Annotated in this window: 10 protein-coding genes; 4 read left to right on the top strand and 6 right to left on the bottom strand. The window is 65.2% G+C overall.

The annotated features are described in order from the left end of the window. Nucleotides 1-137 precede the first annotated feature (137 nt). From EXZ48_RS08800 to EXZ48_RS08790, 3 genes are all read left to right on the top strand, one after another. On the top strand, nt 138-959 hold the full coding sequence (locus EXZ48_RS08800; RefSeq protein WP_050744575.1) for a cyclase family protein: 822 nt from the start codon (nt 138-140) through the stop codon (nt 957-959). A 48-nt stretch (nt 960-1,007) separates the two neighbouring features. Further along, the gene (locus EXZ48_RS08795; RefSeq protein ID WP_023514222.1) at nt 1,008-1,421 is read left to right on the top strand and encodes a carboxymuconolactone decarboxylase family protein; all 414 of its coding nucleotides are present in this window, start codon (nt 1,008-1,010) and stop codon (nt 1,419-1,421) included. Between the two features lie 102 nt (nt 1,422-1,523). Further along, nucleotides 1,524-3,983 carry an ATP-dependent helicase gene (locus EXZ48_RS08790; RefSeq protein ID WP_130515676.1) on the top strand — a complete coding sequence of 820 codons (2,460 nt, stop codon included), beginning with the start codon at nt 1,524-1,526 and terminating at the stop codon, nt 3,981-3,983. 32 nt (nt 3,984-4,015) lie between these two features. Here the strand turns inward: EXZ48_RS08790 and EXZ48_RS08785 are convergent, their stop codons facing one another. The 5 genes from EXZ48_RS08785 to EXZ48_RS08765 form a co-directional block, all read right to left on the bottom strand. Next, nucleotides 4,016-5,692 carry a PAS domain-containing methyl-accepting chemotaxis protein gene (locus EXZ48_RS08785; protein WP_050744606.1) on the bottom strand — a complete coding sequence of 559 codons (1,677 nt, stop codon included), beginning with the start codon at nt 5,690-5,692 and terminating at the stop codon, nt 4,016-4,018. Nucleotides 5,693-5,947: 255 nt separating this feature from the next. Then, nucleotides 5,948-7,138, bottom strand: coding sequence for a DUF2778 domain-containing protein (locus tag EXZ48_RS08780; RefSeq protein ID WP_130515397.1), 1,191 nt, complete (start codon nt 7,136-7,138; stop codon nt 5,948-5,950). 253 nt (nt 7,139-7,391) lie between these two features. Beyond that, complete coding sequence (locus EXZ48_RS08775; RefSeq protein ID WP_245461976.1) at nt 7,392-8,810, bottom strand: amidase; 1,419 nt, start codon at nt 8,808-8,810, stop codon at nt 7,392-7,394. 64 nt (nt 8,811-8,874) lie between these two features. After that, nucleotides 8,875-9,366 (bottom strand): DUF1772 domain-containing protein, encoded by a 492-nt coding sequence (locus EXZ48_RS08770; RefSeq protein WP_130515393.1) that lies wholly within the window; start codon nt 9,364-9,366, stop codon nt 8,875-8,877. 2 nt (nt 9,367-9,368) lie between these two features. Then, nucleotides 9,369-10,193 carry an NAD(P)H-binding protein gene (locus EXZ48_RS08765; protein ID WP_130515391.1) on the bottom strand — a complete coding sequence of 275 codons (825 nt, stop codon included), beginning with the start codon at nt 10,191-10,193 and terminating at the stop codon, nt 9,369-9,371. A gap of 106 nt (nt 10,194-10,299) precedes the next feature. Here EXZ48_RS08765 and EXZ48_RS08760 point away from each other — a divergent pair, with 106 nt between their 5' ends. After that, nucleotides 10,300-10,908: a TetR/AcrR family transcriptional regulator gene (locus EXZ48_RS08760; RefSeq protein ID WP_130515389.1), complete on the top strand. Its 609-nt coding sequence runs from the start codon at nt 10,300-10,302 to the stop codon at nt 10,906-10,908. 1 nt (nt 10,909) lies between these two features. Here the strand turns inward: EXZ48_RS08760 and EXZ48_RS08755 are convergent, their stop codons facing one another. Further along, nucleotides 10,910-11,998 (bottom strand): hypothetical protein, encoded by a 1,089-nt coding sequence (locus tag EXZ48_RS08755; RefSeq protein WP_130515388.1) that lies wholly within the window; start codon nt 11,996-11,998, stop codon nt 10,910-10,912. Nucleotides 11,999-12,054: the final 56 nt, after the last annotated feature.

Below are 12,054 nucleotides of genomic sequence, written 5' to 3'. Positions count from 1 at the left end.
CTTCCCTCGCCGCGCTTTTTGCGAGCACGTGCATGACTGGACGCCTCCAACACTTGTGATAGCTTTTTCCCGGCCCTAGCGGCCAAGCCCTATTTCAGTATTCTTTCATCAACGCATTGAACGACAGGGGGAATTCCATGTGTGACGCCTGCGTCATCGATACCGTCAAGAACCGCATGCTTTCGAGGAGAAGCTTTTTCCGCGCCGCCGCCGCCGGAGCAGCAACGGTCGCTGCCGCAGGTAGCGGCGCGCTGAGCCCGGCACTGGCCCAGGCACCGACGAAGGCGACGGACCTCACCCACGAACTCTATGAGGAGTTCCCGACCTTTTTCGGGCCGCAGCAGTTCTGGCGCGAGCAGAAATTCAACTACAAGGAACACAAGTTCAACATCTTCGAACTCCGGTACAACGAGCACACCGGCACCCATCTCGATGCGCCGCTGCATTTTACCGAGGACGGCACATCCGTGGCGGAAATCCCGGTATCCGATCTGGTCGTGCCCCTCGCCGTCATCGACATCCGGGAAAAGGCCGCCGCCAATGCCGATGCGCAGCTGACGCCGGATGACATCAAGGCCTGGATATCCGCCAATGGCGACCTGCCGGAAAAGGCCTGCGTTGCCCTTCTTTCCGGCTGGGACAAGCACCTCGGCACCGACAAGTTCCGCAATGCCGATGGCGAGGGGAAATTGCACTTCCCCGGCTTCCATGTCGAAGCGGTGCAGTACCTTGCGGAAAATTCGAGCGCCGTCGGCATCGCCGTCGATACGCTTTCGCTCGACCACGGCATCTCCCCGGATTTCGCCACGCACTATTCCTGGCTGCCCTCGGGCCGCTGGGGCCTTGAAGCGGCCGCCAATCTGGACAAGCTTCCGGCCAAGGGCGCAACCCTCATCGTCGGCGCACCCAAGGTGCGCGGCGGCACGGGTGGCCCGTCCCGTGTCATCGCCCTCGCCTGATCCCTTCCGGCCGGCGGTTTTCCGCCGGCCCATTCCTCGGAGACGCTCATGAGCACCGTCAAGCCCGCCGACAATCTGGAAACCGATCCGCGCGTCAAGGCGGTGTTCGATGACATCCGCGCCACCCGCAAGTCGGACTTCGTCAACAACATGTGGCGCTACCTCGCCTTCGACCCGGCGCTCCTGGAGCGCACCTGGGCGGAGGTGAAGGTCGTCATGGCGACACCCTCGACGCTCGATCCGCTCGTCAAGGAGATGCTCTATATCGCGGTCTCGATAACGAACGGCTGCAGCTATTGTGTCCACTCCCACACCGCGGCGGCGAAAGCCAAGGGCATGACGGACGCGCACTATGCCGAACTCCTGGCCATCGTCTCGCTTGCCGGCAAGACGAACCAGCTCGCCACCGCCCTGCAGGTGCCCGTGGACGACGTCTTCGATGCGGACCGCCGACAGGCCTGAACAGCGCCGCTTTCCACAATCTTCCGGCCATTCTTTTCCCCCGTGGAATAAAAGCAGAACGGAAAACTGGCCTTTCGGGACCGAATCACTACATTGAGCCGCATGATCAGCGGTTACGACGACATTCCCTTCTTCGACGAGGACCCGCAGCTGGCCGGCAAGCCCGCAGCACCGGCCAAGCCGACGGGCGGCATCGCCGCGCGTGCCATGGCGGCCCGCGACGCGCACCGGGCGCCGGATTATCTCTCCGGCCTCAACCCAGAGCAGCGCGAGGCGGTGGAAACGCTCGACGGACCCGTGCTGGTGCTTGCCGGCGCCGGTACCGGCAAGACGCGCGTGCTGACCACCCGCATCGCCCATATCCTCGCCACCGGCCGCGCCTTCCCCAGCCAGATGCTGGCCGTGACCTTCACCAACAAGGCGGCACGCGAGATGAAGGAGCGCATCGGCCTCCTCGTCGGCGGGGCCGTCGAGGGCATGCCCTGGCTCGGCACCTTCCACTCGATCGGCGTGAAGCTCCTGCGGCGCCACGCCGAACTCGTCGGCCTCAAGTCGGATTTCTCCATCCTCGACACCGACGATGTGGTGCGGCTGGTCAAGCAGATCATCCAGGCCGAGGGCATCGACGACAAACGCTGGCCGGCAAAGCAGTTCGCCGGCATGATCGACGGCTGGAAGAACAAGGGCCTCGATCCCGCGCAGATCCCGGAGGGCGATGCCCGCGCCTTCGCCAACGGCAAGGGCCGCGAACTCTACATCGCCTACCAGAACCGCCTGAAGACGCTGAACGCCTGCGACTTCGGCGACCTGCTGCTGCACCCGATCCGCCTGTTCCGCGCCAATCCGGATGTGCTCGCCGAGTACCACCAGAAATTCCGCTACATTCTGGTCGACGAGTACCAGGACACCAACACGGCGCAATACATGTGGCTGCGCCTGCTCGCACAGCGGCCGAAAGGCACGCCGCAGAACGTCTGCTGCGTCGGCGACGACGACCAGTCGATCTATGGCTGGCGCGGTGCGGAAGTGGACAACATCCTGCGCTTCGAGAAGGATTTCCCGGGCGCCAAGGTCGTCAAGCTGGAGCGCAACTACCGCTCCGCCGCCCATATCCTCGGTGCGGCCGGCCACCTCATCGCCCACAACGAGGACCGCCTCGGCAAGACGCTGTTCACCGACCGGCGCGACCCCGAAGACGACAAGGTCGTCGTGCATGCCGCCTGGGATTCGGAGGAAGAGGCCCGCGCCGTCGGCGAGGAGATCGAACAGCTCCAGCGCAAGGAGCACAAGCTGAACGACATGGCGATCCTCGTTCGTGCGTCCTTCCAGATGCGCGAATTCGAAGACCGCTTCGTCACGCTCGGCCTAAACTACCGCGTCATCGGCGGCCCGCGCTTCTACGAGCGCCTCGAAATCCGCGATGCCATGGCCTATTTCCGCCTGGTCAGCCAGCCGGCCGACGACCTCGCCTTCGAGCGCATCGTCAACACGCCGAAGCGCGGCCTCGGCGACACGACGATCCGCAACCTGCACGACTATGCCCGCGCCCGCGACATCCCGATGCTCGCCGCAGCCGCCGATATCATCGAGACGGACGAGCTGAAGCCGAAGGCTCGCAAGGCGCTCTTCGACGTCGTCACCGATTTCCGCCGCTGGCAGTCGCTGCTGGAGACCATGCCGCACACCGAGCTTGCCGAGCAGATCCTCGAGGAGAGCGGTTACACCGCCATGTGGCAGGCCGACAAGTCGGCGGAAGGACCGGGCCGCCTCGAAAACCTGAAGGAACTCATCCGCTCGATGGAGGCCTTCGAATCGATGCGCGGCTTCCTGGATCACGTTTCGCTCGTCATGGATGCCGAGCAGAACGCCGAACTCGACGCCGTCTCGATTATGACGCTGCACTCGGCCAAGGGCCTCGAATTCGAGACCGTGTTCCTGCCCGGCTGGGAGGAAGGCCTCTTCCCGCACCAACGCTCGCTCGACGAGGGCGGCCGTTCGGGCCTTGAGGAAGAACGGCGCCTTGCCTATGTCGGCATCACGCGGGCCAAGCGCCGCTGCCACATCTGGTTCGTCTCGAATCGCCGCATCCACGGCCTGTGGCAGACGACCCTGCCCTCGCGCTTCCTCGACGAGCTGCCGGAAGCTCATGTCGAGGTTGCCGAAGTCGAGCAATCCTATGGCGGCTACGGTCGCGGCGGCGGCTACGGCCAGTCACGCTTCGACAAGCAGGAGCCCTTCCAGAACGCCTATTCGACGCCCGGCTGGCGCCGCGCCCAGGCGAACCGCACGGATGCGACCCGCGACAACTGGGGCTCGCGCTCCGGCCATGCAGTCGAGCGCATCGGCTATGGCGAGAGCGGGCCGCGCGCCCGCACCATCGACGGCGAGCTGGTGGCGAAATCGACGGTAAGCGAGCCATCGAAATTTGCGATCGGCGACCGGGTCTTCCACATGAAATTCGGCAATGGCAACGTGGCGGCGATCGAAGGCAACAAGCTGACGATCGACTTCGACCGCGCCGGCCAGAAGCGTGTCCTGGACGGCTTCGTCAACAAGGCCTGACGGGGCCGCATTGCGACCCCGTCCCTCGTTTTTCAGGATGCTTTGCGGATATGGCCGAGCCGGGCCGCGCGCTCTTCCGGCGTCCAGACCTCGCTACCGTCACGGCGACGGGCACGACGGTTCAGCTGGAAGCGGTTCACGAGTTCGCTCAGGGTTATTGCGCCTTCCGCCAGCGACTGGCTTGTCGCCGTCGTGTGCTCCACCATGGCCGCGTTTTCCTGCGTGATCCGGTCGACGTCGGACACGGCGGCACTGATCTCCTCGAGGCCGCTGGCCTGCTCGGCAGCGGATGTCGCGATGGCATCCACGTTGTGATCGATCTCCGCGACGAAGCTTTCGATCTCCTGCAGCGCGCGGCCTGTCTCGCCGACGAGACGCACGCCCTCATGCACTTCCGTGCTGGAATTGGTGATCAGCTTCTTGATCTCGCGTGCCGCCTTGGCGGAACGCTGCGCCAGTTCGCGCACCTCCTGCGCCACCACCGCAAAGCCCCTGCCCGCCTCGCCGGCGCGCGCCGCCTCGACACCGGCGTTCAGCGCGAGCAGGTTGGTCTGGAAGGCGATTTCATCGATGACCCCGATGATCTGGCCGATTTCGGCGGAGGCCGCTTCGATGCGCTGCATGGCGCTGACCGTGTTGCTCACGACACTGGCCGACATGTTGGCAGAGGCGCGCGCATCCCGCACGAGCTTGCGCGTTTCCCGCGTACGGTCGGTCGAGGAACGCACCGCGACGGTCGCCTCCGTGAGGGCAGCGGCCGTCTCCTCCAGCGCAACGGCCTGCTGTCGCGTGCGCTCGGAGAGATCTTCGGCCGCCTTGCGCATCTCCTGTCCGCTCCGGTTCTGGATGTAGGTCTGGTCGAGAACCTTCGAGAGGGTTTCCTGGAAGGCGCCGATCGAGTTGTTGAAGTCGCGCCGCAGCGGCTCGAACTCCGGCACGAAGGCGCGGTCGATCGTCATGCGGATGTTGCATTCCGCCAGGCGGCCAAGGCCGGCGCCGATCTCCTCGATTGACCTCACACGCTCCGTCACGTCGGTTGCGAACTTAACGACCTTGAAGACCTTGCCGTCGGCGTCGAGGATCGGGTTGTAGGACGCCTGGATATGGATCTTGGCGCCACTCTTGGTGATGCGTGTAAACTGGTCGGCGACGAAATGGCCTTCCGCCAGCCGCTGCCAGAACATCCGGTATTCCGGGCTTGCGACATGGTCGGGCATGCAGAACATCGAGTGGTGGCGACCGGTGATCTCCGTGAGATCGTAGCCGAGCGCCGCGAGGAAATTCTCGTTGGCACCGAGGATGTCTCCCTTCGGCGTGAACTCGATGATCGCCTGCGCGCGGCTGAGTGCCGCAAGCTTGCCCTCGTCCTCCATGGCCTTCAGCTTGACCGTCGTGATGTCGGTGGCGAACTTCACCACCTTCACGGGCTTGCCGCCCCGGAAGACCGGATTGTAGGAGGCTTCGATCCAGATCTCGCGGCCGCCCTTGGCAACGCGCTTGTACTGGCGCCGGTCGAAATGGCCCTCGGCAAGCCGCGCCCAGAAGGCCGCATAGTCCTTCGACTGCGCCTCCACCGGATCGACGAACATGCGGTGGTGCTGGCCGACGACCTCGGAAAGCTGGTAGCCAACGGCCTGCAGGAAATTCTCGTTGGCATGCAGTATCCTGCCGGTCAGGTCGAATTCGATGATCGCCTGGGAGCGATCCATCGCAGCAAGTACGGCGCGGGCGTTCAATCCAAAATCGAAAGCGGTCACGTCTGGTTCCTACCCTCAGTGCGGTCCCGGCTTCTCCAAGACCCCTAAAATGACACTGGCCAAATTTGACGCGAAATTCTTAGCGTTTGATAAACCAAATAGATCATTGGCATAAGATTCTTGGAAAAACGCAAGAAACCGCATTCCAATAAAAAACCGGCGCTGCAGGGCGCCGGCTCGGATTTCAGCCCATCAAGCGGAAGGCAGTCAGGCACCGGCCTTGCGGTAAAGGGCGGCAAGCTGCGTGCGGGAGGACGGCAGCTCCGGCACCACGACCATCATCGTGATGTGACCGCGCTTGAAGGCATTGAGGAATGGCTCGTAGTTCTGGAAGGCGACGCAGCCATGCGAGCCCTTCTGGCCGCGCAGCAGGTTGGTGTGCGTCAGGAGGCCCGTACGGTTCTTCGGGTCACGTCCGTCGATCGACGTCATGCGGATTGCCTCGACGCCGTGGAAGCGCCGCTCGCGCATCTTCAGACGATAGATACCGGCGGGCGTCGGCCCGGTCATCTTGACATGTTCGTAGCGCGGGTTGTCGCGCATCTTGCCGATACCGGAATGCGCGCGCAGCTTCGTGCCGTCGGGCATGTAGACCGTCGCATTGGAGACGTCGTAGATCGCGACCCGCGTGCCGCGCCCCGGCCAGCCGGTGCCACTTGCGCCACCCTTGCTCTTGAAGAGATCGCCGAACAGCGAACGCTCGGGCTTGACGAGAGCGACGTCTTCCTTGTCCTTGTCCTTCGCCTCCTCGCGCTTGGCGCGGGCGACGGGTTTCTCCTCGACCACCGGCTTTTCGATGGTGACCGTCTCCAGCGCGGGCTTGGCCTCCGGCAGCGGGATCTCGCTGAGGAGGTTCTCCTCCTCGGTTTCCGGCTTCTGCATGACGAGGCCGAAGGGCTGGATGTCCTTGCGGGCGGAAACATCCTCGACCAGCGCGGTAACCATGGTCGGCTGGCCAGTGATCCGCTTCTCGTCCTCAACGGAGCGCTCGGCGCGGGCGATAGCCGCCTCGATCATCGCCGCCTTGGCCTTCTCGCGCTTGACGGCGGAGGCGAGCTGGATGGAGATCTTGCGCTGGTGGGCGAGCTGGATCGCCTCGGCCGTCAGCTGCTTCTGGCGCAGCTCGCTTTCCGAGGGCTGCGACAGCCGCGAGAACTTCGCGACCTTCACCGTGCGCTCGGCGTGTTGGGTCAGCCGCGCCGCAGGCTTGCCATGCAGCGAGGCGGTCATGATCTTCTTGCCTTCGGAAAGGGAGGAGGCAGCATCCTGCATTGCGCCCAGCGTCGAAACGACGGCCCAGGCGGATCCTGCGACGACACCGCAGGCCAGGAATGCGCTGAGAAGGATACCCCGACGGGTCTTCGACGCGGAACGCGCGGAACTGTATACAGACGCCATGATACTCGTTACCCGATACTCGTTACTCGACGCGGCCGCGGAAAACACACTCCGGAAGCCGTTACGCTTGCGGCAGGCGGCGGGATCACGCGTCCCGGGCTTCTGCCGAACGAGCAAAGAATGACGAAATATGGTAAGCAATTCCTAAACGGCGCCTCGCGTTTTTGAAGGAGTCTGCCGGGCGGTCCTCAACACCCGGCAAGGCTGCCTGTCACGAGAATGCGGCGCTGGCGTGTCAAAAGCCCCCGTATCCCTAGAACTGGGGATGCCGGGAGAGCCAGTCGGTCGCTGCCTCATAGCGCGCGGCAGCAGCGAGCACGTCGCGATCGGCCCGCGGGCGACCGATGATCTGGATGCCTGCGGGCAGTCCGTTCACGCCGAAACCGGCCGGCATGGCGGCGACGGGAAGGCCGGCCAGCGTCGGCCCGATCACCACCTCCATCCAGCGATGATAGGTGTCCATCGCCCGCCCCGCGATCGCCTTCGGCCAGTCGAGCTCGGCCGCGAAGGGGAAGACCTGGGCAGAGGGAAGAACGAGGAAATCGTAGCGTTCGAAGAGGCCCATGACGTGGCGCAGCCAGTCGCTGCGGCCGAGCGAGGCGGCATAGACCTCCGCCGCGGAGAGGTTCTGGCCGTTCTCGATTTCCCAGATCATCTCCGGCTTCATGCGCGCGCGCCGGATGGGGTCTGCATAGTCGCCCGCCTGCCCATTGGCGACGAGGAAATGGCGCAACGTGCGCCAGGTCTGCCAGAGTCGCGCCATGTCGAAGCCCGGAGGTACGTCCTCGACGCGGCATCCAAGCCGGCGGAAGACGTCGAGCGCGGCGCGGCAGAGCTCCAGCACGCCGGGCTCGAAGGCAAGGTAGCCGTCGAAATCGCCCAGCCAGCCGATGCGGGCACCGGAAAGATCACGGTCGCCATCGTGCACAAGGCCATCATCGGCAAGCGACAGCGGATCACGGGGGTCATGGCCGGCCTGCGTCGCCAGCAGGGCCGCGACATCGGCGACGCTGCGCCCCATCGGGCCGTTGACGGCGAGCTGGCCGAGGAAAAGTTCGGTGTTGAGCGAGGGCACGCGGCCGAAGGACGGACGGAAGCCGACGACATTGTTGAAGCCCGCGGGATTGCGCAGCGAGCCCATCATGTCGCTGCCGTCGGCGACCGGCAAGAGCCGCGCCGCCAGCCCCGCCGCCGCGCCGCCCGAGGACCCGCCGGCGCTCCTGCCGATGTCGTAGGGGTTGCGCGTGGCGCCGAAGACCGGGTTGTAGCTGTGCGAGCCGAGACCCATTTCCGGCGCATTGGTCTTGCCGATGATGATGGCGCCGGCAGCCCGGATGCGCTCGACATGGATGTCGTCGTAGTCGGGGACGAAATCCGCATAGTTGGCCGAACCGAAGGAGCAGAGGATGCCCTTCGCCTCTGAAAGGTCCTTCACGGCGAAGGGCACGCCGTGCAGCCAGCCGCGATAGTCCCCCACAGCAAGGGCCCGGTCCGCCGCTTCCGCTTCGGCCAGCAGCGCATCCGCCGGACGCAGGCTGACGATGGCGTTGAGGCGCGGATTGATCGCCTCGATGCGGGAGAGATAGGCCACCATGACGCTGCGGCAGTCGAGCCGGCGCTCGGCGATGGCGGCGGAAAGGGCAAGGGCGGAAAGGTCGGTAATGTCCTGCAAGGTCGGCTCCGGCATTCGTCTGGAACAGAGCTAGCAGGCGGAAAGAGGGAGCGCCAGCCCGGTCCTAGCCGAGCGCGGCTCCCTGGCGGAACGCGAGCGTGAAGAAACCCACGGCGGCAAGCGCGCCGAGCGTGCGCACATGGTTCCACAGCGTCCAGACGTCGAGATAGCGCTGCCAGAGCGCCACCTGTTCGGCGCTTCCCGCCGGCGCGGCGGCAAGCGCCTCATTGAGCGGCACGTTGAAGACGACCGTCACGCCGATGACCGCAACAAGGAAGATGGTGCCGCCCGCCGCAGCCGTTAGTCCGCCCGGCCCGTCCTGCAGAAAACCGAGCACCGTCAGCACCAGCGACAGCAACGCCCCGCCGAAGAAAGCCGAGAAGAACCAGGGATTCTGGATGACGGCATTGATGGCGTTCATCGCCGCCGCCCCTTCGGCCGGCGACAGGCGGGCGAAGGCCGCCATGATGCAGACCGAGAAGATGAAGAACAGCCCGGCATTCAGCGCCGCGGCGAGAATGGCGAGGAAGGTCAGGATGGGGACGGCACTTGCCATGGTCAGGTCTTCCAGAAACCGCTTTCGGCCGTATCACGGGCGAATTCGGAAAAGTCACGCGGCGGACGGCCGAGCACACGCGCAATGTCGTCGCTCAGATGCTCGTTCCGCCCGTCGAGCACCGAACCGAAGAGATAGCTGACGAGCCAGACGACCTCTTCCGGCTGGCCGGCCTGCCGCAGCATGCCGGCATAGGCTTCGATTGTGACGGGCGTATAGGCCACCGTGCGCCCGCCGGCGGCGGCGAACTCCTGAACGGCCTCGCGAAAGGTCATCAGCCGCGGTCCGGTCAGTTCGTAGGTCTTGCCGGCATGTCCCTCTTCCGTCAAAGCGGCGACCGCCATGTCGGCGATGTCGCGCGTATCGACGAAGGGTTCGCGCACGGTGGCGGACGGCAGCACCAGCTCACCGGCAAGGATCTCCTCGGCGAAGAGCCCCTCGCTGAAATTCTGGAAGAACCAGCTGCCGCGCAGCACAGTCCAGGTTACACCCGCCTCCTTCACCGCCGCCTCGGCCGCCTCCGCGGCATCCTCGCCGCGGCCCGACAGAAGCACCAGGCGACGCACGCCGGCGGCAGCCGCAAGATGCGCCAGGTGGCGCAGATCCGCGTCCGATCCCGGCACTGCAAGGTCAGGCTGATAGGCGATGTAGACGGCCGTGACGCCCTCAAGAGCCGCCGACCACCCGGCCGGGTCGCGCCAGTCGAACGGGATCGCCGCGGAGCGGGAGCCGATGCGCACCGCAACGCCCCTTTCGCGAAGCCGCTCGGCAATCGGCCGCCCCGTCTTTCCCTCGCCGCCCAGAAGCAGAATGCACTCGTTCGTCATCGTCTATCCTCCAAAACATGAGCAATCCTCATATTTGCAAAATGTGAGGATTGCTCGTATTTGTCAAGAGTAATCGAAACCACGTCGCAGCCGCCCGGAAAACCCGATGACCGAACCACAGATGCGCCGCGCCCCCACCCAGAAACGCAGCCGCGAGCGGGTGGACGCCATCCTTGCTAATGCGACGGACATGATCGCGCAGACGGGCAGCGACGCCCTGCGCATGAGCGAGCTTGCCCAGCGCACGGGCATCTCGATCGGCTCGCTCTACCAGTATTTTCCCGACAAGAGCGCCGTGGTGCATGCGCTGGCCGAACGCTGCAACGAGGAAAGCCGCGCCTGCATCGCCGAAGGCCTTGCCGCGGTCGGCAGCATGGACGCGCTTGCCGAGGCCTTCGGCGGCCTGATCGACACCTACTACGCGATCTTCCTCGCCGAACCGGTCATCCGCGACATCTGGTCTGCCGTGCAGGCGGACGGGGCGCTGCGGGCCATGGAGGCGGAGGAAAGCCGCCGCAACGGCGCCCTGCTCGCCGCCCGGCTGAGAATACTGCGCCCGAAGGCCGACCCCGACCGGATCGAGGCGGTCGCGCTCCTCGTCATGCATCTTGGCGAGGCGACGATGCGCCTCGCCGTCTCGGTCGACCGGGCCGAAGGCGACAGGCTGGTCGAGGCCTACAAGCGCATGGCGATCCGGGAGCTGACGGCGCTGTAGCCTATCGGGCGCGCCGCGCCTCCAGCACTTCCGCCGCCTCGAGCAGCGTGGCGAAGAGGTAGGAGATCTTGTCGCCGCGCGTATCGCCGTACCAGATCTGCGGCACCATCACGCGGAAGCGGCTCTCCAGGAGATCGGCGAGCGCCTCGGTGTCGCCCATCCATTCCAGCATGTCGGCATAGAGATTCATCACGCTGGGCGCGGGAAATCGCACCAGGAGGTCCTCGAAGCCGCGTTTCGCCATATCCGGATCGCAGAGCGTATCGGCAAGCTCGTGGTCGCCGACATCGGTATTGGCCTGCTGGATCAGCGCATAGAAGCCGAGGCCGAAGCGGTCCTGCGTCAGCTCCGCCGCCCGACGGGCAAAATCCTCGAGATCCTGCGCGCTGCGTCCCAGCCAGCGCGGCATGATCATGCGGGCATGTGAGCGACAGAGGTCGATATTGTACCGGTCGAGCAACCAGACGCGCTCGAAGCGCGCTCTGAATTTCTCGAAATCGCCGTCGTTGGCCGAGCGGCGGTAGTCGCTCATCCGCCAGCTGAAATTTTCCGGATCGGCATGGCTGTCGAGCACGTCATCCGCCTCCTTCAGCAGCGTTTCGTAGTCCCGCCACTGGTCCGCCCGGACAAGGCGCCCATAGGCGGTGCCGCGTCGCACGAAGGCGGTGACGCGTAACGCATCGGCATAGGTGGCGGCCGAAAAGGCGGACGGGCTGCGCTGGAAGAAGGCCCGGAAGGGCTCCAGCATGTCGATATGCGCCACCGTCTCGTCATCAGGAAGCTCCAGGAACGGCTCGACGAACCAGTCCTTCACCAGCGCGTAGAGCGGCCGGCCGCTTTCCGTGATGACACCACCCACCCGGGCAGCCTCGAACGCCCGCTGGTAGGCTTCGAAATCGCCGTTGCGCCAGGCGGCACGCATGGCGTCGCGCTGCGGCACGAGCGCCGGTATCTCGTCGTGCAGGTCGACGAGATAGAGGTCGTAGTCACGCACCAGCTGCTCCTCCGGGGACAGAAGCTCCTGCGGCGCGGCGCTCGCCCGGCCAAACACCCTGTTGCGCATGCCGGCAAGAATATCCTTGAAACCCATGTCGATCCGCTTCCTCAGCCCGGGGCATATGTGTTCCGCCGCGAGGGACGGGAACC

It is taken from the genome of Shinella sp. JR1-6 (assembly GCF_004284735.1).
Classification (GTDB): domain Bacteria; phylum Pseudomonadota; class Alphaproteobacteria; order Rhizobiales; family Rhizobiaceae; genus Shinella.
Note: the sequence above shows the minus strand (reverse complement) of the source record. Positions and strands in the feature narration are given on the sequence as shown.

Excerpts from the sequence above, each read along its gene's own strand:
- EXZ48_RS08755 (WP_130515388.1), bottom strand. The coding sequence starts at position 11,998 with ATGGGTTTCAAGGATATTCTTGCCGGCATGCGCAACAGGGTGTTTGGC.
- EXZ48_RS08760 (WP_130515389.1), top strand. The coding sequence starts at position 10,300 with ATGACCGAACCACAGATGCGCCGCGCCCCCACCCAGAAACGCAGCCGC.
- EXZ48_RS08785 (WP_050744606.1), bottom strand. The coding sequence starts at position 5,692 with ATGGATCGCTCCCAGGCGATCATCGAATTCGACCTGACCGGCAGGATA.
- EXZ48_RS08770 (WP_130515393.1), bottom strand. The coding sequence starts at position 9,366 with ATGGCAAGTGCCGTCCCCATCCTGACCTTCCTCGCCATTCTCGCCGCG.
- EXZ48_RS08795 (WP_023514222.1), top strand. The coding sequence starts at position 1,008 with ATGAGCACCGTCAAGCCCGCCGACAATCTGGAAACCGATCCGCGCGTC.
- EXZ48_RS08790 (WP_130515676.1), top strand. The coding sequence starts at position 1,524 with ATGATCAGCGGTTACGACGACATTCCCTTCTTCGACGAGGACCCGCAG.
- EXZ48_RS08780 (WP_130515397.1), bottom strand. The coding sequence starts at position 7,138 with ATGGCGTCTGTATACAGTTCCGCGCGTTCCGCGTCGAAGACCCGTCGG.
- EXZ48_RS08765 (WP_130515391.1), bottom strand. The coding sequence starts at position 10,193 with ATGACGAACGAGTGCATTCTGCTTCTGGGCGGCGAGGGAAAGACGGGG.
- EXZ48_RS08800 (WP_050744575.1), top strand. The coding sequence starts at position 138 with ATGTGTGACGCCTGCGTCATCGATACCGTCAAGAACCGCATGCTTTCG.